This window comes from Chlorobaculum parvum NCIB 8327 (genome assembly GCF_000020505.1).
Lineage (GTDB): Bacteria > Bacteroidota > Chlorobiia > Chlorobiales > Chlorobiaceae > Chlorobaculum > Chlorobaculum parvum_A.
In genome coordinates, this window is record NC_011027.1 from 341,945 (window position 1) to 360,728 (window position 18,784).

16 protein-coding genes are annotated in these 18,784 nt (G+C 59.7%); 8 read left to right on the top strand and 8 right to left on the bottom strand.

Features of this window, described 5'->3' with window-relative positions:
* Positions 1–1,050, top strand: coding sequence for a carboxymuconolactone decarboxylase family protein (locus CPAR_RS01675; protein WP_049755817.1), 1,050 nt, complete (start codon positions 1–3; stop codon positions 1,048–1,050).
* Between the two features lie 28 nt (positions 1,051–1,078).
* Here the strand turns inward: CPAR_RS01675 and CPAR_RS01680 are convergent, their stop codons facing one another.
* From CPAR_RS01680 to CPAR_RS01690, 3 genes are all read right to left on the bottom strand, one after another.
* Positions 1,079–1,912, bottom strand: coding sequence for a universal stress protein (locus tag CPAR_RS01680; protein WP_012501582.1), 834 nt, complete (start codon positions 1,910–1,912; stop codon positions 1,079–1,081).
* Between the two features lie 16 nt (positions 1,913–1,928).
* Complete coding sequence (locus CPAR_RS01685; protein WP_012501583.1) at positions 1,929–4,355, bottom strand: Lon protease family protein; 2,427 nt, start codon at positions 4,353–4,355, stop codon at positions 1,929–1,931.
* A 159-nt stretch (positions 4,356–4,514) separates the two neighbouring features.
* Positions 4,515–5,267, bottom strand: a complete 753-nt coding sequence (locus tag CPAR_RS01690; RefSeq protein WP_012501584.1) for a TerC family protein — start codon at positions 5,265–5,267, stop codon at positions 4,515–4,517.
* Positions 5,268–5,563: 296 nt separating this feature from the next.
* Here CPAR_RS01690 and CPAR_RS01695 point away from each other — a divergent pair, with 296 nt between their 5' ends.
* The 4 genes from CPAR_RS01695 to CPAR_RS01710 all read left to right on the top strand — a co-directional run bounded on the left by CPAR_RS01695 (position 5,564) and on the right by CPAR_RS01710 (position 9,720).
* Positions 5,564–6,952: an aldehyde dehydrogenase family protein gene (locus CPAR_RS01695; protein WP_012501585.1), complete on the top strand. Its 1,389-nt coding sequence runs from the start codon at positions 5,564–5,566 to the stop codon at positions 6,950–6,952.
* Positions 6,953–6,956: 4 nt separating this feature from the next.
* Positions 6,957–7,736: a patatin-like phospholipase family protein gene (locus CPAR_RS01700; RefSeq protein ID WP_012501586.1), complete on the top strand. Its 780-nt coding sequence runs from the start codon at positions 6,957–6,959 to the stop codon at positions 7,734–7,736.
* Between the two features lie 235 nt (positions 7,737–7,971).
* Complete coding sequence (locus CPAR_RS01705) at positions 7,972–8,439, top strand: aminoacyl-tRNA deacylase (protein ID WP_012501587.1); 468 nt, start codon at positions 7,972–7,974, stop codon at positions 8,437–8,439.
* Positions 8,440–8,589: 150 nt separating this feature from the next.
* Positions 8,590–9,720, top strand: a complete 1,131-nt coding sequence (locus CPAR_RS01710; protein WP_012501588.1) for a glycosyltransferase family 4 protein — start codon at positions 8,590–8,592, stop codon at positions 9,718–9,720.
* Between the two features lie 88 nt (positions 9,721–9,808).
* On the opposite strand, the gene CPAR_RS01715 is transcribed toward CPAR_RS01710, so the two are convergent.
* Both CPAR_RS01715 and CPAR_RS01720 read right to left on the bottom strand, forming a co-directional pair.
* A complete protein-coding gene (locus CPAR_RS01715) occupies positions 9,809–10,879 on the bottom strand; it encodes a M14 family metallopeptidase (protein ID WP_049755818.1) in 1,071 nt (356 codons plus the stop codon).
* The gene (locus tag CPAR_RS01720) at positions 10,867–12,300 is read right to left on the bottom strand and encodes a glutamate-cysteine ligase family protein (protein WP_012501590.1); all 1,434 of its coding nucleotides are present in this window, start codon (positions 12,298–12,300) and stop codon (positions 10,867–10,869) included. Before CPAR_RS01720 ends, CPAR_RS01715 begins: the two co-directional genes overlap by 13 nt.
* 257 nt (positions 12,301–12,557) lie before the next feature.
* Here CPAR_RS01720 and gnd point away from each other — a divergent pair, with 257 nt between their 5' ends.
* Positions 12,558–13,475, top strand: coding sequence for a phosphogluconate dehydrogenase (NAD(+)-dependent, decarboxylating) (gene gnd, locus CPAR_RS01725; protein WP_012501591.1), 918 nt, complete (start codon positions 12,558–12,560; stop codon positions 13,473–13,475).
* Positions 13,472–14,893, top strand: a complete 1,422-nt coding sequence (zwf, locus tag CPAR_RS01730; RefSeq protein WP_012501592.1) for a glucose-6-phosphate dehydrogenase — start codon at positions 13,472–13,474, stop codon at positions 14,891–14,893. The genes gnd and zwf overlap by 4 nt, the downstream gene beginning before the upstream one ends.
* A 283-nt stretch (positions 14,894–15,176) precedes the next feature.
* Here zwf and CPAR_RS01735 read toward each other — a convergent pair whose 3' ends face one another.
* On the bottom strand, positions 15,177–15,551 hold the full coding sequence (locus CPAR_RS01735) for a transposase (RefSeq protein WP_456297545.1): 375 nt from the start codon (positions 15,549–15,551) through the stop codon (positions 15,177–15,179).
* Between CPAR_RS01735 and CPAR_RS11225 the strand changes: the two genes are divergently transcribed.
* Entirely contained in the window at positions 15,444–15,659 is a 216-nt protein-coding gene (locus tag CPAR_RS11225) for a hypothetical protein (RefSeq protein ID WP_232203967.1), read from the top strand. The genes CPAR_RS01735 and CPAR_RS11225 overlap by 108 nt on opposite strands.
* Before the next feature lie 135 nt (positions 15,660–15,794).
* Here CPAR_RS11225 and pgl read toward each other — a convergent pair whose 3' ends face one another.
* Positions 15,795–16,610 carry a 6-phosphogluconolactonase gene (gene pgl / locus CPAR_RS01740; protein ID WP_012501594.1) on the bottom strand — a complete coding sequence of 272 codons (816 nt, stop codon included), beginning with the start codon at positions 16,608–16,610 and terminating at the stop codon, positions 15,795–15,797.
* Entirely contained in the window at positions 16,607–18,631 is a 2,025-nt protein-coding gene (gene tkt, locus CPAR_RS01745; protein WP_012501595.1) for a transketolase, read from the bottom strand. Before tkt ends, pgl begins: the two co-directional genes overlap by 4 nt.
* Between the last annotated feature and the right edge of the window lie 153 nt (positions 18,632–18,784).

Below are 18,784 nucleotides of genomic sequence, written 5' to 3' on the forward strand. Positions count from 1 at the left end.
GTGCTGCGATCTGTCGAACAGTTTATTTTCAGGCATCTGACGCCGTTGTCGATCCGATGGCTTCCGGCTCCTGACATCGAGCGTGCTTCCGGGCTGGCGGCAGAGGTGTATCGACAGCTCGATGAAGAGTTCATGACGGTGCCTCCGGTCACGTTGCACCATCTGAATTCGCAGCTCATGGCGGGGGTTTGGAGCGCGTGCCGTGAGTCGCTGGTTGCCGGGCCGGATCGTGCGTTGAAGGAGCTGATCGCGGTTGCGGTGTCGCAATCCAACCGCTGCCCATACTGCGTGCAGGCGCACTCCTCGATGCTTCAGGACGCGAATGACCGTCCGGCGCTCGACGCTGTTTCGTCCGGTGAGCGCGCGAACGACGATCTCTCGAATCTTGCAGCGTGGGCTTCGGCGACCGGACGAAAAGCCGCGCTCGCGTCCGTTCCTCCGCCCTTCACGAAACCTCAGGCACCGGCGTTCATGGCTACGGCAGTGCTGTTCCACTACATCAACCGGATGGTCAATATCTTTCTCGATGATACGATGATGCCAGTCGTCGGCAAGGTACCGGTGATCGGCGATCAGGCATTCAGGCTGTTCAGTAGCGTGACGTCGGGACGCATCGTCAGGATCGACGCCAAACCGGGGGTGTTTCTGACCGGGAGTCCGGCGATGAAGCTGCCGGAGGAGTTTGGCTGGGCTGGGGATGACCCGGCGGTGGCAGGGGGTTTGCTGCGCTTTGCCGATGCCGTTCGTGCCATCGCTGATTCAGTCGATTCGGGAGTGCAGTCGCTGGTGAAGCGTCATGTGGTTGCATGGCAGGGCGAGCCACCGGGTATCGACAAGGGATGGCTCGAAGATGCTGTGCGGACTTTGCCGGAAAAGCTGAAGCCCCAAGCCCGCCTCGCGCTGCTTGCCGCTATGGCATCGTGGGCGGTTGACAGCGGTGAGATAGCGTCATGCAGGCGAGCAGGTCTCGACGACCGCGCCCTGCTTGAAACCTCCGCCTGGGGAGCGTATCTGGCAACTGAGCGGATCGCATCCTGGTTGAGCAGGTAGATTATATTCATAATTTTCTTCATTCACCTCACCTCACCACCAGCACCGGGTAGTCGATGGTGTCGATCAGTTCCCGGACGGTCTCTTCCGGTAGATTCATACCTTTGCCGATGATGAGCAGTCCGGAATCGATCATGCGGATGAAGCTGACGAGCTGGCGGCTGTCGGTGAAAGGTAGATGATAGTATTCGGTTTCAAGGCCTTTTTCGCGAACGACAGCATCCGTTTCCTGCTTGCAACGTTCCATGGCTTCCGGGGCTGGATCGGTAATGAGCAGGTTCAGCGTGCTTGTCGGCCCGGCGATTTCAAGCGCGGTGGCGAGGGCGCGTTTCGAAGCATCCGAGCCATCGTAGAGCACCAGCAGCGGCCCTTCGGCGGCGGTAACGCCGGGGCGCATCAGCATCACGTTCACCGAGCCTTTGTCAAGTGCGGAACGGGCCGTCGATCCAAGTCCCTTGCGGCATGACGGGGAACGTCCGCTGCGGCCGAGCACCAGCATGTCCGCTTCGAGGGCGGCTTGCATGACCTGCTCCGGCACCAGGCCGCGCAGTACCCTGAAGGTATGACGCAGTGTTCGGGGCTGGGCGATATGCTCCAGCATCTCACGGGCCTGTTGCGCCTGATGCCGGAGCAGCCGTTCGAGCTGTGCGGTATCGAGCTTTTCGGTGGTCGCTGTGTAGAGGCGAATCTCTTCGGCGAAGGGCAGACCGGCCATGTGCAGCAGGTTGATGTCTTCGACGAAGATGCCGATCAGTTCGGCTTTCAGCCGGGAGGCCATTTCGGCGGCGGCTTCGAGCGAGGCCTTGCTGTGCGGCGAGCAGTCGATGGCTACGGCGATTGAATGGATGATGCGGTGTGTCATCGTTGAGGTCTCTCCTTTATTTGTCCGGTTCATCGCCCTGTTTTTTGCCGAACGACTTCTGCTTTTCGGCCATCGTTTTGAGCCGCTCATACACTTTGGCGTTGACGGTGCCTTCAGGCCACGCGCCGGTTTCATCCATCTCTCCAGCCGGAATGCCGGTCAGGAGTTCGATGCCTTCGTCGATGTGCGAGACGGGCCAGATCGAGAACAGTCCTGATTCGACCGCCTTGACGATGTCCTGCCTGAGCATCAGGTGTTTGACGTTCGACGCGGGGATCAGCACGCCGTGGCGTCCGTCAAGGCCCCGCTCGTTGCAAAGATCGAAAAATCCTTCGATTTTTTCATTTACTCCGCCGATGGCCTGCACCTCGCCGTGCTGGTTGACCGAGCCGGTGACGGCGAGCCACTGCCGGATCGGAATTCCCGAAATCGCCGAGAGCAGGGCGTAGAGTTCCGCCGATGATGCGCTGTCGCCCTCGACGCCACCATAGGACTGCTCGAACACCAGCGTGGCGGACAGCGAGAGCGGCTGCTCGGCGGCGTAGCGCGAACCGAGGAATCCGGACAGAATCATCACGCCTTTCGAGTGGATGGGGCCGCCCATCTCGACCTCGCGTTCGATGTCAATCACCACTCCCTTGCCGAGCCTCACCCGCGCCGTGATGCGGCTTGGACTGCCGAAGCTCTGGTCGCCCAGCGAATAGACCGACAGGCCGTTGATCTGTCCCGTTTTTTCCGAATCGGTGTCGATCAGAATCGTGCCCTGCATCATGTTATCCCGCAGGCGCTCCTGGATCCGTGAGGCGCGGTATCGCTGCGCTTCGAGCATCGCCTCCACATCTTCGGCGACCACCTCTTTGCGGCCGTTTTGCGCGGCGTGGTGGTCTGCCTCGTGCGCCAGATCGCGGATGTTCTGAAGGTTCGAGGTCAGCCGTGTGGCGTCGCCTGCCATGCGGGACCCGTGTTCGATGATGCGGGCAACGGCCGTGCGGTCGAAGGGTAGGAGCTTGTCGAGCTCGGCCATCGAGCCTATAAGACGTGCGTAGGCCAGCTGGGTTTCGTCGTTGCGCGGCATGTCGTTCTCGAAATCGGCGGCGATCTTGAACAGCTCATTGAAGTCGGGATCGTAGCTGCTCAAAAGGTAGTAGAGACTCCGCTCGCCGAGCAGAATCACCTTGATTTCGAGTGGAATGGGCTCCGGTTCGAGCGAAATGGTGCTGACCAGGCTGTAGAGCTGTGCGAGCGATTCGATGCGGATCTGGCGTGTGCGGATCGCTTTTTTGAGCGCTTCCCAGGCGAAGGGTTCGAGCAGCAGGCGACGTGCGTCGAGGATGAGGTAGCCGCCGTTGGCCCGGTGCAGCGCGCCCGGTTTGATCAACGTGAAGTCGGTAACCAGCGTGCCCATCTGGGCGGAATGTTCGATGTCGCCGATGAGGTTCTGGCTTGCGGGTTTGTCTTCGAGGATGACCGGAGCGCCGTTCAGTTCGCTGTTGTCGATCATCACGTTGACCCGGTAACGGATCATGGTTTGTCTTTGCCCGGCGGTTCTGAGCGAGGCCAGCATCGTCATCGCCCCCTGTTCGGAGGACTCCTTCTCAAGAAACTGGATGAAATTTTCGATTATGTCGTTCTGGACATCGTCGAGATACTTCAGCACCTCATCGAGATCTTTGTATTTGGCCCTGATTTCATCCATGAGCGGTTTCAGGGCGAATGCCGAAACTTCGCGGTTCAGCTCCTTGATCTTTTCAGCGGTTTCGCGCTGCCATTTGGGGAACTGAGCCATGATGGATTGCAGCACGTCCCGCAGGCGGTCGATCTGCTCTTCGATTTTGGCGCGCTCAGCCTCTTTGAGGCGCATGTAATCGTCCGGTTTGATTACTTCGCCTTTCTTGAGCGGCGCGAATGCGAAGCCGCCGGGCGTGCGGATGAGGGAGATGCTGTGCTCCTTGGCGTCCTGTTCGAGCGCTTCGATGGCGCTGGCCTGTTGCTCGTGGATCGACTCTTCAATCTCCTTTTCCCTTGTCTGGTACTCTTCGCTGCTGAATGCGGACGGCATGACGCTGAAGAGCGTTTCGACCAGATGAGCCATGTCGTCGCTCAGTTTGCAGGCGCGGCCGGGCGGCAGGCGGAGCGCTTTCGGGTTACGCGGTTTGTCGAAGTTGTAGACGTAGCACCAGTCGTCGGGCCGGGCTTCTCCGGGGGCGAGGTTGTTCAGGAATTGCAGGACGGTCGATTGCTTGCCGGTGCCGGCCGGACCGAGGGCGAAGAGGTTGAAGCCGTCACGCCGGATGCCCATGCCGAGCCGGATGGCTTCAAGGGCTCTCTCTTGGCCGGCAATTTCGGCTGTGCCGTCGAGGTCAGCCGTGGTGTTGAATTCAAATGCGTCGGGATCGCAACGGTTGAAGAGTTGCTCGGGGCGGAGTTTTTCAGGAACGGGCATGCTGTATGCTCCTTTTTCCGGTCGGCAAGAGGCAATTGCCTTGAAGCGTCATTCCGCCGGAATCGGAATGACGCCCTAAGGGAGATGCTGCCGGGGCCGCTTTATCTCCCTTTTTTACACAACTTTCGACGGTTCAGAAATGGTTCCCTTCAGTTGTTCTCAGGCAGCCTCTTCCTCTTCGATGGCCTTGCGCAGATGCACCGGTTCGGCCTCACGTTTGCGCAGCCGCAGGTTGAGCATCTCCACCGAAACAGAGAAGGCCATTGCGAAATAGACGTAGCCGCGCGGGAACTCGAATCCGGCGCCTTCGGCCACCAGCGTCGCGCCGACCAGAATCAAAAAGCTCAGCGCCAGCATCTTGATGGTCGGGTGGCGTTCGACGAACTCGCCGATGGTTTGCGCGGCCACCATCATGATGCCCACGGCTATCATGATGGCCAGAATCATGACCGGAATATCTTTGGCAAGGCCGACAGCGGTAATGACCGAGTCGAGCGAGAAGACGATGTCGATAAGGGCGATCTGGATGAGCGTCATGACGAAGTTCGAAGCGGAGCGCTCCTTGATGACCTCTTCAGTGCCTTCGAGGCTCTGGTGGATCTCGTGGGTGCTTTTTGCGAGCAGGAACAGGCCGCCGCCGAGGAGGATGAGGTCTCGGCCCGTGACGGCGTGGCCGAAAGCGGTAAACAGTTCATTGGTCAGGCTCATGACCCAGGTGATCGACAGCAGCAGCGCGATTCTGCTGAGCATGGCCAGCCCGAGTCCGAGCACTCGCCCCGATTTCTGCTGTTCGGCGGGCATTCGGCTGACGATGATCGTCAGAAAAATGATGTTATCGATGCCGAGGACGATTTCAAGCGTCGTCAGCGTCAACAGCGCGATCCACGCTTCGGGGCTGGTGATCCATTCCATGGGGTTCGGTTGGGATAAATGGTTGTGGTTCTGAAGATGAAAGTACGTTGGAAGAGGCTGAGTGGCAAAATCGGGAATCATTTGTGGCGAATATTTCTACATTTATTGAGAGCCTCTCTGTTTCTTTTTGTCGAGAGAGTGAAGAGCGAAAGATCAACGGCATTATTGTAGGGGCGAACCTGTGTGTTCGCCTTTCTTCAGTGGACGACCAATCCTGCACATCGTAAAAAGGGCAGACACGCAGGTCTGCCCCTACGGAAAGACAGGTCGCGTTTCTCATCAATCGAACCGAACCCATGCCCGACTTCTACGACGCAACCACCCATGCCGGACTGCAACGCTATTTCGATAGCGGCGCGACCCGTTCGTTCGAGTGGCGGCGTGAGCAGCTTCGCGGGCTGGACGCGTTTCTTCACGAGCGCGAGGCGGCGATTGCCGAGGCGGTGCACGCCGATCTTGGCAAACCGGTGGCTGAAACCTGGCTGACTGAGACCGGGTATTTGTGCACGGAAATTCGGTATGCACTGCGTAATCTTCGCCGCTGGATGCGTCCGAAAAGGGTCGGCGTACCGCTGCACTACCAGTTCGCACGTGCGTTCGTGGAGCGCGAGCCGGTGGGGGTGGCGCTCATCATCGGCGCGTGGAACTACCCGTTGCAGCTCTGCCTCGCGCCGCTCATCGGAGCGCTGGCGGGCGGCAACTGCGCGCTGCTGAAGCCCTCCGAGCTGGCTCCGGCCACCTCGGCACTGCTGGCTTCGGAGTTGGGTCGCTATGTCGATCCGCAGGCGATCAGAATTGTCGAGGGGGACGGAGAGCTTTCGGCCCGGCTGCTGGAACACCGCTTCGACCATATTTTCTTTACAGGCAGTCGCCGGACGGGTCAGGCCGTGATGCAAGCTGCGGCTCGTCACCTTACGCCGGTCACGCTTGAACTCGGCGGTAAGTGCCCTGTCATCGTAACCGAGCAGGCCGATCTTCGCGTGGCCGCCCGGCGGATCGTCTGGGCGAAGTTTCTCAACGCGGGTCAGACCTGTGTTTCGCCCGATTATCTGCTCGTCCATCACGCCGTCGAGGAGCGTTTACTGGCGCTGATGAAGGAGGCGTTGGCGACCTTTTACGGCCCCGATCCCAAGTTGAGTCCCCATTACGGGCGGATTGTCGATGAGCGGAATTTCCACAGAGTCAAGGCTTTGCAACATGAGGGCTCGCTTGTCACCGGCGGGGGAGCAGAGCTGTCGTCGTGCTGCATCGAGCCGACGATCGTGCGGAATGTTCCTGCAGATTCCGATCTCATGAGCGAGGAGGTGTTCGGGCCGGTGTTGCCGGTGCGCGCCTTCTCCTCGTTCGATGAGGTCGCCGGACTGGTCGCGTCGATGCCCGATCCGCTCGCGCTCTATCTCTTTTCCCGCGACCGCAGTGAACGACGGGAGCTGATGCGGCGGATTCGGAGTGGGACGGTGTGCTGCAACGACCTGCTTTTTCAGGCCTCGATCCCCGGCCTCCCCTTCGGCGGGCGCGGCATGAGCGGCATGGGGCGCTATCATGGCAAGGCGGGTTTTGATACTTTCACTTCGGAACGGAGCGTGCTGTGCCGGAGCGGTTTTCCCGATCCCGATCTGCGCTATCCCCCTTACACTGCCTGCCGGTTCGGGCTGCTTAAACGAATCGTCACTTTTTTTTCATAGCATCATGGACAAGGCAAACAGCGAATCGAATCTCACGGGACTGGCATTTGGCGGCGGCGCGGTGCTTGGCGCGGCGCACATCGGTGTGCTCAAGGCGATGCACGAAACCGGCTTTCGCGCAGACTGCGTTGCGGGCACCAGCATCGGCTCGTTCGTGGCGGCCCTGCACGCTTTCGGCAAGAGCTGGGAGGAGATCGAACAGATTGCGGTGGATCTGGACTGGTTCGATCTTTCGGGGCTTGCTCTCTCCAGCTACGGTTTGCTGTCGAACCGGAAGTTCGGGAGGCTCGTACTGAAGAAGCTCGGGCGGAAACGCATCGAGGATGCGCCGATTCCGCTGGCCATTGTCGCCACCGACATCTGTACTGGCGAGAAGGTGGTGATGCGCAAGGGGAGCGTGGCCACGGCGGTGATGGCTAGCTCCTCCATTCCCGGAATCTTCAACCCGGTCAAGCAGAAGCAGATGCTGCTTGTCGATGGCCTGCTTACCGAGAACGTGCCCGTTTCTCCACTCAAGGAGATGGGGGCGAGCCGCATTGTCTGCATCGACCTGCTTGGTCGCCACTCCTATCGTAAGCCTGAGCATCTGGCAATGCTGCTCATGAACGCTTTTTACAGCGCCATGCGCACCATGTCCGAGATTCAGATGGAGGCAGCCGATCTGGTGATTCGTCCCAATCTTTCCGATTTCAGCCTTGTCGATATTTCTGCCGTGCCGGAGATTTTCGAAGCCGGGTACCGCGAAGCGCTGCCGCTGCTCGAAACGTGGATGGCGAAGGCGTGATGCGGTTCTGCTTCCGGAGCTGAGGCTCTTGCTGCGGCCTGTGCTTTTTCGTACAATGAAAGAATTCCTCTTGTTTGAAGCCTGACCGCCCAGCCTGCGGTTCCTGGCCTGCAATTTCGTCTGATTGTTGAGTTGTTACCCTGTCCGGCCTCTCTTTACCGGATTCGAGCCGTTGCCGCCAATCGAGCGGATTCGATATAAACGAAAGCCAAACACTGAATCAAAGGAGGAGACGATGCCCATCAGAAAGTTGCGGGAGTTTCTCGACAGTCACCACATCAAGTATTTCGTCTTCAGCCATTCACCGGCTTACACCGCGCAGGAGATTGCCGAGTCGGCCCACGTGTCGGGCAAAGAGATGGTTAAGACCGTGATGGTCAACATCGACGGACGTATGGCGATGGCTTTGCTGCCTGCTTCGCGCCAGCTCGATTTCGACAAACTGCGGATGCTGTGCGGCACGCGCGACGTCAAGCTTGCCGAAGAGGAGGAGTTCAGCGATCTCTTTCCGGAGTGCGAGATCGGGGCGATGCCGCCGTTCGGCAATCTCTACGCCATGGAGGTTTACGCCGACGAAGCGCTCGACGAGGATGTCGATATCGCCTTCAACGCCGGGGCTCACACCGAACTGCTCAGGATGGGCTGGGAAGATTACAAGCGCTTGGCCGCTCCCGTTATCGCCCCTATCTCCGTCGGGTTGTAACCTTGCAGCCGCTCAGCGCCGCACCGCACAGGCGGTAGGACGCAACCGGCAATGCGGCTTTTTGGACGGGAAGTATTACCTTTGACAGAGCTTTCCCGATTCCCGGAAACGGGATGCCGCAACGATTATCAGTTTTTTGCCTCTGCCGATATGAAGGTCGCCCTGTACGCCGGAACCTATGTCAAAGACAAGGACGGAGCTGTCCGCTCGATTTACCAGCTTGTGGCCTCGATGGTCAAAAGCGGGCATACGGTCGTTGTCTGGACGCCCGATTTTACGCCGGGCGAGGATGGGATGGTTCCGGTCAACAAGGTGCCTTCCGTGCCGATTCCGCTCTATCCTGACTACAAGCTCGGCTTTTTCAATGCCGTCGTCGAACGGCAGCTCGATGCCTTCGCGCCCGATATCATCCACATTTCGACGCCCGACATCGTGGGTCGCAAGTTCCTGCAGTACGCCCGGAACAGGGGCATTCCAGTCGGTTCGGCCTACCACACCGATTTTCCCTCCTACCTCTCCTACTATCGCCTCGGTTTTGCCGAACCGGCGGTCTGGAAGTTTCTCCGGAAATTCTATAACGCTTGCGACGTGACGCTCGCGCCCAACGAGATCGTGCGGCAGCGGTTGACGGGCAAGGGGATCGAGCGGGTGGAGCTGTGGTCGCGCGGCATCGACAAGGAGCTGTTTGACCCGTCGCGCCGCTCCGAAGCGATGCGTCGCCAATGGAATGCCGAGGGGCGCACGGTGATTGTCTACGCCGGGCGATTCGTGCTCTACAAGGACATCGAGGTGGTGATGAGCCTCTACCAGCGCTTCGCTGATGAGGAGCTGGGCGACAAGGTGCGATTCGTGATGATTGGCTCCGGCCCGGAGGAGGAGCAGATGCGCGCGCGGATGCCTGAGGCGGTCTTTACCGGCTACCTGACCGGCACGGCGCTGCCCGAAGCTTACGCAAGCGGCGACGTGTTCCTGTTCCCATCGACCACCGAAGCCTTCTGCAACGTGGTGCTCGAAGCGCTTGCTTCAGGTCTGCCTGCCGTGGTCTCGGACATCGGCGGCTGCATGGAGCTGGTCAAACGCTCCGACGGCGGGATCGTCGCCAAAGCGGGTGACATCGACGAATTCTTTGCCGCCTGCCGCAAGCTGATCGACGATCGCGACACCTACGAAGCGATGAAAGCGCGCGGCATCGCCTTCGCCGAAGATAAATCCTGGGCCGCGGTCAACGGCGCGCTGATCGACCGCTATCGCGGGATGATCGCGGCAAAGGCTTTGGGGTGAATTTTCAGGAGGGAAAATCTACATCCAGTTTTCTTCCGCAAGGGCAGCCCCTACAACACAAAGCGTTTCTCGATCCGTTCGATCTGTTCTATCCTTCCGATCCGCTCGAAATTTCATTTTTCCCCCGATACGTTTCCATCACGTAGCCCAGGCAGTCGTCCATGATGATTTTTGTGTCGAGCGTGAACATCGACGGGATGACCGGCACCCTGGTCAGAATGCGTCCATCCGTGAACGAGAGGTAGCGTTCGGTGACGTCGCGGTTCCGGTTGTCGATGACCCGGAGCGCTGTCGCCTCTCCGTTGAATTTGCCAAGCTCCGTTCCTGCAGGCACCGGCTCGAAATTGAGCAACTCCAGATCTTTCCGGAAACAGATATCCAGCCCATCCGTGCACTCGCCAAATCCGACGTCAAGACCTTCGGGCACGATGATGCGCGCCGTGGTGTGATAAATCTCGTTCAGGTGGTTCGGGGGGGGCGTGAAGAGCGTCTCTTCCGGCAGTTCGAGGCAGTGGCGCAGGTAGTTCTCGACGTGGTTCGTACCGGCCTCGTCACCCGAAACCCCGCATTCGAGCGTGACGGTCGGGCAGATTTGCGAAAAGGCGAGTGAGAGCACCTCGTGCGGTTCGGTGAAGTAGACGATGATTTTGCTGAACCGTCGTGCCAGGCTCAGCGAGGCGCAATCGAGCCGGTTGACGCAGCCGTAGTGCGGGTTTTTACCGGTGTTGTTGTGCAGGTCGATGCCCGCCAGCGGTTCGGCTTTCCGAACCTCCTCCATCACTTTTTCTGCCAGCCGGTGTTCGGGGTGGTGATTCCCCTGCCAGATGCGGTTGTAGTCCGCCTGTCCGTCGAGCTTCCGCAACCCTTTTTCCGCCGCGGCCACGTTGCCGACGAAGAGCAGCACGGGTCGGGGGAGTGGCTTCTCCGGTGCTCCGTATGCCGAGATGATGCGCTGCATGGCATAGAATCCGGTGGTTTCGTTGCCGTGCAGGAGCACCGAGACGAAGAGCGGGGGCCCCTCCTCGCCCGCAATCCGGATGAGCGACGGACCGGGCAGAACCGAGCCGAGCCGCTCAAGCGGCACATCGGCAAAGCCATCGGGCAGTCGGTCGAAAAGGTGGAGTTCGGGAGGGGCGTAGTGCTCGTTCACAATTTCCATTGGTGGACGGGAATGTTTTGGCTCTGGTTTTCGAGGCAGACCTGGGTCATCGCCCTGAAATCGGGGCCATAGTTTGCGATGAAGGCTTTTTGCCAGGCCGCGCCGTTCCGGCCGCTCGCCACCCGCTTGGCAAGAATATCGATCAGGTAATGGCGCAGCTCGCTGCTGTCGAGGCCCATTGCCGCCAGCGACAGAACCGCTCCGGGAATCAGGTGCTGAAGCAGCACATCCCTGACGGGCAGGCGCTTGCCGTTCGTCCAGGTGATTTCGGCGTCGAGTCCGAAGCGGGCTGCTGCATAAAAATTCGCGCGAGCCTGTTCGAAGCTGATCGCCGCCTGCGGAACTTCGGGTTGCAGGTTGAGCATCGACCCGTAGAAAAAGAGGATGTTGGCCACCATGTCGGGAATCGACGGCCCGGCCGGAGGTACGCGGTGCTCGATGCGCAGGTGCGGTTTGCCGTCTGGCCCGAACCCGATCAGCGGACGGTTCCAGCGCCAGATGGTGCCGTTGTGCAGCCGCAAGTGCTCCAGCATCTGCGGGTCTGCGTCAAAGTTGACCGGCAGCAGTGCCGGGTAGCCGTCGAGGTTTTCGAGAAAGACCTCCAGCAGCGAGTTGCGCACGTAGTCGTGGCCGAAAGTGACGCGCGAAACCGGACGTCCCTCCCTGTCCACGAACGACGGAGTATTGACCGCCTGCTCGAACAGTGGAATGCGGGTTTCATGCCACAGCTCCTTGCCGAAAAGGAACGGGGAGTTGGCCGTCAGGGCGGCCATCGGCGCAGAGAGCACGTGGGCCACGTTGTAAAAGGCCGCCGCCTTGCTGAGCGGCACCTGGAAGTGGATCTGCAACGACGTTGTGGCAGCTTCGGCCATGACGTCGTGATGCAACACGTCGAGCTTGTCGTTTGCCCCTTCAATGTGAATCTTGAGCGGATGGCGAGACCGGGATTTCAGAATCTCGCGGTTCAGCGCGTGGAACCGTTGCAGCTGCGAGATGTTCTCCAAGGTCAGCATCCGGTCCTGCAAGGTGGGCAGAATGCCGGTCATGAGGGTCTGGCAGCCCATGTCGCGGGCATGGGTCGAACAGGTGTCCCAAAGCGTCCGGAGCTGTTGGCAGAGGAACGATGCGAGGTTGCGATTCAGGGGATGCGGCGCGACGTTGATCTCGAAATTGTACTTCGACAGCTCGGCCACCACCAGCGGGTTGTTGACCCGTTGGAGGAACTCCTCGTTTTTCGGCACCGGCGCGAATGCTTCATCAATAAGCCACGCTTCAACCTCAAGGCCGCACAGGACACCTTCGGTTTCGAACCCGGAGGAGGTGAACCAGTCCATCAACAGTTTGGTTTCCTTTCTCAGGTTCTGGCGAAACTGCTGAAAATCAGCCTCGCTGAACTCGGTTTTTTCTATCTCTCTGCCCATCGATCAATCGTTGCTAACGTACAGTGACATCCTTAACACAGTTTACACAATCTGGGTAATCGGCCTGTCAGTTGCAAATATTTTAGGGTACTGTCTTCTCAAACTTGCTCATTGGAAGAAATAACTACATTGACAGAAGGTCAGAAAATCAGTACACCTGTTCCGGCGATTGTCACGAAATCGTTTCAGAGCGTTTATCGAACGTCGGAACCAATAACGCAACACAGGCGTAAACACTGCCAAAAAGGAGATTTCATATGAAGATAGGATTTATCGGTCTCGGGAAAATGGGATTCAACATGGTCGAGCACTTGCTGGAGCTGGGCCACGAGGTGACGGCGTTCGATCTTTCTGCGGAAGCGGTCGCGGCGATTGCTGAAAAAGGGGCGACGGCGGCAAGTTCATTGCAGCACGTTGTCGGTGATTTGCCGAAACCTCGCGTGGTCTGGATGATGGTTCCGGCGGGCAAGGCGGTCGATGCGGTGCTCGACGGGTTGCTGCCGTTCCTCGACAAGGGCGACATCGTCATCGACGGCGGGAACTCTCGGTATACCGATTCGGTCGCCCGTGCGGAAAAGCTCCGTCAGCAAGGCGTCCGGATGCTCGACATCGGTACCAGCGGCGGGCTGGACGGCGCTCGCCACGGTGCGTGCATGATGGCCGGCGGCGAGCGTGAGGCGTACGACGTCGTCGAGCCGATGCTGCGCGACCTTTGCGTCGAGAACGGCTACGGCTACATGGGCGCGTCGGGCGCGGGCCACTTCGTCAAAATGGTGCATAACGGCATCGAATACGGCATGATGCAGGCGATCGGTGAGGGGTTCGATCTGCTTCGCGCCAGCGGCTTCGACCTTGACAACCAGAACGTTGCGCGGGTCTGGTCGAACGGCTCGGTGATTCGCGGCTGGCTCATGGACTTGGCGGGCAAGGCATTCGCGCAGGACAACGATCTCGGCTGGCTCGGCAGCAAGGTTGCCGATTCGGGCGAAGGGCGCTGGACGGTCGAGGCGGCTATCGATCTCGGCGTGGCGGTGCCGATCATCTCCGGCTCTTTGTTCCGGCGCTTCCGGTCGCAGAGCGAGGAGAATTTTTCGGACAAGGTGGTCGCCGCGTTGCGCCACGAGTTCGGCGGGCACGCCTATGAGAAACCCGGCGATGGGGAGGGGAAGGCATGAACGGCAAACCGGGCAACTTGACGATCGTCATCTTCGGCGCGGACGGCGATCTTGCGTCGCGCAAGCTCTTTCCCTCGATCTTCCAGCTCGACCGCTGGGGCCACATGCCGGAGCATTTCCGGGTGATCGGCGTCGGGCGGCGCGACCTGACCCACGGAGTGTTCCGCGATTTCGTGCGCGACCGCCTGCTCGAACACTCGCCCGAAGCTGCCGGGGACGATGAGCAGCTGAAAGCGTTCTGCGACCTTTTTTTCTACGTGAACGTCGATCTGCGCAAACCGGAAGCGTATCAGGAGTTGCGCGAAAAAATCATGGAGGACGAGACCTCGAGCAACCTGCTCTTTTACCTCTCGATTCCCCCGAGCCTCGCCCCGCCGGTGGTGCGCAACCTTGCGGAAGCCGGACTCGGCGGACGCGAGCCGAACGTGCCCGGCTGGCGCAAGCTCGTTGCCGAAAAGCCCTACGGCCACGACCTCGAAAGCGCCCACGAACTGAACCGAGTCATCGACGAGGCGTTCGACGAAAGCCAGGTCTATCGCATCGACCACTACCTCGGCAAGGAGCCGGTGCAGAACATCATGGTGTTCCGTTTCTCCAACGGTATCTTCGAGCCGCTCTGGAACCGGCAGTACATCGCGCAGGTGCAGATCACCATCGCCGAGGATTTCGGCATCCGGGATCGCGGCGGCTACTACGAGGAGGCGGGATTGCTGCGCGACATCATCCAGAACCACGGCTTGCAGCTTCTGGCGGCTATCGCGATGGAGCCGCCGGTCGATCTCAGCGCTGATGGCATCCGCGACGAAAAGTCCAAAATCCTGCGTTCGATTCGCCATTTTTCTCCCGATACGATTAGCGATACGGCGGTGGTGGGTCAGTACGAAGGGTATCACAGCGAAAAGGGCGTTGCGCCCGATTCACGGGTCGAGACCTTTGCCGCTGTCAAATTCCACATCGACAACTGGCGCTGGTCGGGCGTGCCGTTCTACATGAAGGCCGGGAAGAATCTCGCCAAGCACGTGACCGAAATCATCATTACCTTCAAATGCCCGCCGCAGAACTACTACGGTGCCTCCGCAGCAGCGTGCAGCACGCCGAACCAGGTGGTGCTCGGCATCCAGCCCGACGAAACCGTCGCCATTCGCTTCGGCACCAAGCGCCCCGGCGAGCAGATGGTCACCGACCCGGTTTTCATGAAATTCGATTACCGCGAAACCTTCCCCGGCGAGCAGTTGACCCCGTATCACCGATTGTTGCTCGACGCTATCGAAGGCAACCAGATGAACTTCATCCGCAAAGACAGCGTCGAAACCTCCTGGCAAATCATCGACAGCCTGCGCGACTCGCTCGACGGCATCACGCCCGAGCGCTATCCACCCCACTCCTGGGGGCCTGATGCGTCGCATTTGTATGGGTGAGATGAATTTTGAGGAGGGTTGAAAATTCTGTCATGGACACTCAATCTTACATTGCCATGTTCAATTGTCCCGGTTTCTTTCACTCAGGAGGGTTTCAACCCGACGGACATTCGACTCTTACATTGCCGTTCAGTTGCCCCGGCTTCTTATACTCAGGAGAGTTTTAACCCGACGGATATTCGACTCTTACATTGCCAGTTTAATTGCCCCGGCTTTTAAGCCGGGGACTACATGACAAAAAAAATACTGGGCTTCAGCCCAATTTTTTCCTGCCTCGCAAACATCAGAGCCTGTCGGCAAATCCAAACTTCTCAATGAACTCCTGATACTCGTCGGCAAAGGTTTTCACTCTGTGATGTTCGATCTGACCATCGATATAGGCACGAACCGTGTCGAGCTGTGATTCACTAACGGAAACGGCGAAATAGTCATCCTGCCAACCGAACCGGAAAGGCAGCATACCACTTTTGTTCATCCAGCAAGACGATTCTCCCTTGAGAGTCTGAATGACTCTGGCAATATTCTGATTGGAACCAAGAGAGATCAGGAGATGGACATGGTCATTGCCTCCGTTAATCCGATCGATAAAAATGCCCTGATTCCCGGCATAGTTCGCGATGTGGCTGAAGAGGTTTGTGCGAACGCTATGATCCATCATTGCCGAGCGGTTTTTTGTCGCCCAGACACAATGAATCCAGATTTTGATAAATGGCATTCCGGGAAGAGATTGCAGGGGTTGAAGTCTTCCAATTATGTTCAAATATAAGAAATTGGGCTGAAGCCCATATGGGGGGCTCTTCCCCGGACTGAAGTCCGGGGCAACATGAATGTCAGAGATTTGAATGTCCGGCGGGATGAATCCCGCCTGAATATGGGAACAGAAGTCTAAAAAGAACTAACACTATAACATTTCTTGATTTTGCTTCTGAGACTCCTCCACAAACCACCACACATCCCCGCTTCTCGGCCTCACCATCCCCGACGGCAGTTCCGGCCTTTCTCCGTTGCTGATCGAGCGGGCGAAGTCTTTGCGCGATGGCGGGACGAGGAAGAGCACGTTCTTGGCTTCGTTGATGACTGGTAACGTCAGTGTCAGCCTTGTGCCGGGTGGTTTGCCGTTGGGGGCTTCTACGGCGATGACCCAGCGCTCTTTTTCATTGAGCGCTGCTTTATCATCAGGCATCAGCGAGGCGGTGTGGCCGTCGTCGCCGAGGCCGAGGAGGATGAGGTCGAAGCTGGGCGGGGCTTCGTCACTTCCGCGTTTGTGGAACAGGCCACGGATCAGCGCTTCGTAGCGGCGGGCGTCGGCTTCGGGGTCGCCCGATTCGGTCGGCATCCTGTGGATGTCCGCAGGCTTGATGCAGATGTAGCGGATGAGCGTTTTGCGGGCCATGCCGTAGTTGCTGTCGGGGTGGCTGGGGGGCAGGTAGCGCTCGTCGCCCTGAAAGAGCAGGGTTTGCGGCCAGGGGAGGATGATCGATTCGGGGTTGCGAACCGGGCGCCGCGCCTCGTCCGGCAGGGTATAGCCGAGTTCGAGGTAGCGCTCCTCCTTGATGCCGCGCGCGAGCTTGAGATAGAGCGCGGCGGGGGTGTGGCCGCCGGAGAGCACGAGCGTGAAGCGCCCGCGCTCGGCGACCGCGCGGTAGGCCAGATCGGTGATGGCGGCTACAGCTTTTTCGAGCAGCTCGTCGTGCGGCGCGGAAATCCAGTGCGTCATGCCTCTCCGGTTTTGAGCAGTTCGAGGGTTTGCGCGGCGATGTTCGACGCCGTGAAGCCGAAGTGCTCCATCACCTGCGGGCCGGGGCCTGATGCGCCAAAGCGGTCGAGGCCGATGACGATGCCGTCGCTTCCGGCCACGTCGTGCCAGCCGAAGGTGGTTGCGGCTTCCACGACAACGCGCTTCGTGACGTTCGCGGGCAGCACGCTGTTGCGGTACGCCGCGCTCTGTTCGGCGAACAGCTCTTTCGAGGGCATCGAGACCACCCGGACGGCATAGCCCTCTTTTTCGATCCGCGCTTTGGCTTCGAGCGCCGGATGCACTTCGGAACCTGTTGCCACGATGATGGCGCAGTTGCCCGGCTGCTCCTCGGCTCCATCAGCCCAGTCGGCGAGTACGTAAGCGCCTTTCGGCACTCCGGCGCGGATGCGTCCGTCAGTGTCGTCGATCACCGGTAAGCCCTGCCGGGTGAGCACGAGGGCGGCGGGTTTGCGACGTTCGAGCGCGAGCAACCATGCTGCCTTCGTTTCGTTCGCGTCCGCCGGGCGATAGACGTCCATCCCCGGCATGGCGCGGAGCATGGCGAGCTGCTCGATGGGCTGGTGGGTCGGGCCGTCCTCGCCGAGGCCGATGCTGTCGTGCGTGAAGATGAAGAGCGAGGGCGACTGCATCAGGGCCGCGAGGCGCAACGCGGGTTTCATGTAGTCGGCGAAGACGAGGAAGGTTGCGCCGTAGGGAACCATCATGTTTGAGAGCGCCAAGCCGTTGACCATTGCGCCCATCGCGTGTTCGCGCACGCCGAAGTGGAAGGTCGAGCCGTCGTAGCTCCTCGCCTCGAACGCGGTGCCGAGGAGCGTGCCGTTCGACGGGGCGAGGTCAGCCGAGCCTCCCGCCAGCAGCGGGATTTTCTCCGCGATTGCGCCGAGCACTTTTTTCGATGCCTGCCGCGTGGCCAGCTTTTCGCCCGCCGTGAACTCCGGCATGTCGGGCAGCCACGACGCGGGGAAGCGGCCTGCGAGCAGGTCGGTCAACGCTGCGGCGAGGTCGGGTTCCTCCCGCTCGAACGCTTTCCAGAGCTTTTTCCACTCCGCCTCGAGCCCGATGCCGCGCTCTGCAATTGTCCGGAAGTGATCGCGTACCTCTTCCGGCACGCCGAAGGATTCATCCTCCGGAAAGCCGAAGGCGCGTTTGACCAGCTTCGCCTCGTCCGGGCCGAGCGGCTCGCCGTGTGCCGAGGCTGTGCCCTGCTTGTGCGGGCTGCCATAGCCGATGGTGGTGGTGACGATGATGAGCGATGGGCGGTCGTCGATCTCCTGCGCGTCGCGCACGGCCTGTTCGATGGCCGCGGTGTCGTTGCCGTCGATGTGCGAAATGACGTGCCAGCCGTAGGCCTCGTAGCGCTGGGCGACATTTTCGGTGAAGGCCAGCTTCGTCGAGCCTTCGATGCTGATGTGGTTGCTGTCGTACAGGCAGATGAGCTTGCCGAGCTTGAGGTGGCCCGCCAGCGACGAGGCCTCTGAGCTGACGCCCTCCATCAGGTCGCCGTCGCCGCAGAGCACGTAGGTGAAATGGTCGATGAGCGCACGCTCCGGCGTGTTGAGCTTCGCGGCAAGGAAGCGCTCGGCGGCGGCCATGCCGACGGCGGTGGCGATGCCCTGGCCGAGCGGGCCGGTGGTCATCTCGACGCCCGGTGTTTCGCCGTACTCCGGATGGCCTGGCGTGCGGCTGCCGAGCTGGCGGAACTGCTTCAGCTCGTCCATGCCGAGGCCGTAGCCGCAGAGGTGCAGCAGCGAGTAAAGCAGCGCCGATCCGTGGCCCGCCGACAGCACAAAGCGGTCGCGGTTCGGCCACTCCGGGTTGGACGGGTTGAAGCGCATGATTTTGGTGAAAAGCGTGTAGGCCATCGGAGCTGCGCCGAGCGGCAGTCCGGGGTGGCCGGATTTGGCCTTTTCGACCATATCGACTGCAAGAAGTCGGATCGTGGAGATCGCTTGTTGTTCGATGGAGGGGGTGTTGGTCATGAGTGGTTGGTTTCGGCAGTTGAGGAAGTATGATTCAAAGTAATCATTCTCCGGGGTCAAGGTCAAAACACAGAAGAATTGCAGGGGCTGTTTTTTGCGGTTGGTTGGCAGAATCCTAAGTTTAAACAATGGCGTTTCAAACTTAACCCCTGT

What these genes read in the sequence shown, in the direction of transcription:
- CPAR_RS01680 (WP_012501582.1), bottom strand. Translation starts at nt 1,912, where the DNA reads ATGACACACCGCATCATCCATTCAATCGCCGTAGCCATCGACTGCTCG.
- CPAR_RS01685 (WP_012501583.1), bottom strand. Translation starts at nt 4,355, where the DNA reads ATGCCCGTTCCTGAAAAACTCCGCCCCGAGCAACTCTTCAACCGTTGC.
- CPAR_RS01690 (WP_012501584.1), bottom strand. Translation starts at nt 5,267, where the DNA reads ATGGAATGGATCACCAGCCCCGAAGCGTGGATCGCGCTGTTGACGCTG.
- CPAR_RS01695 (WP_012501585.1), top strand. Translation starts at nt 5,564, where the DNA reads ATGCCCGACTTCTACGACGCAACCACCCATGCCGGACTGCAACGCTAT.
- CPAR_RS01700 (WP_012501586.1), top strand. Translation starts at nt 6,957, where the DNA reads ATGGACAAGGCAAACAGCGAATCGAATCTCACGGGACTGGCATTTGGC.
- CPAR_RS01705 (WP_012501587.1), top strand. Translation starts at nt 7,972, where the DNA reads ATGCCCATCAGAAAGTTGCGGGAGTTTCTCGACAGTCACCACATCAAG.
- CPAR_RS01710 (WP_012501588.1), top strand. Translation starts at nt 8,590, where the DNA reads ATGAAGGTCGCCCTGTACGCCGGAACCTATGTCAAAGACAAGGACGGA.
- CPAR_RS01715 (WP_049755818.1), bottom strand. Translation starts at nt 10,879, where the DNA reads ATGGAAATTGTGAACGAGCACTACGCCCCTCCCGAACTCCACCTTTTC.
- CPAR_RS01720 (WP_012501590.1), bottom strand. Translation starts at nt 12,300, where the DNA reads ATGGGCAGAGAGATAGAAAAAACCGAGTTCAGCGAGGCTGATTTTCAG.
- gnd (WP_012501591.1), top strand. Translation starts at nt 12,558, where the DNA reads ATGAAGATAGGATTTATCGGTCTCGGGAAAATGGGATTCAACATGGTC.
- zwf (WP_012501592.1), top strand. Translation starts at nt 13,472, where the DNA reads ATGAACGGCAAACCGGGCAACTTGACGATCGTCATCTTCGGCGCGGAC.
- CPAR_RS11225 (WP_232203967.1), top strand. Translation starts at nt 15,444, where the DNA reads ATGGACATGGTCATTGCCTCCGTTAATCCGATCGATAAAAATGCCCTG.
- CPAR_RS01735 (WP_456297545.1), bottom strand. Translation starts at nt 15,551, where the DNA reads ATGATGGATCATAGCGTTCGCACAAACCTCTTCAGCCACATCGCGAAC.
- pgl (WP_012501594.1), bottom strand. Translation starts at nt 16,610, where the DNA reads ATGACGCACTGGATTTCCGCGCCGCACGACGAGCTGCTCGAAAAAGCT.
- tkt (WP_012501595.1), bottom strand. Translation starts at nt 18,631, where the DNA reads ATGACCAACACCCCCTCCATCGAACAACAAGCGATCTCCACGATCCGA.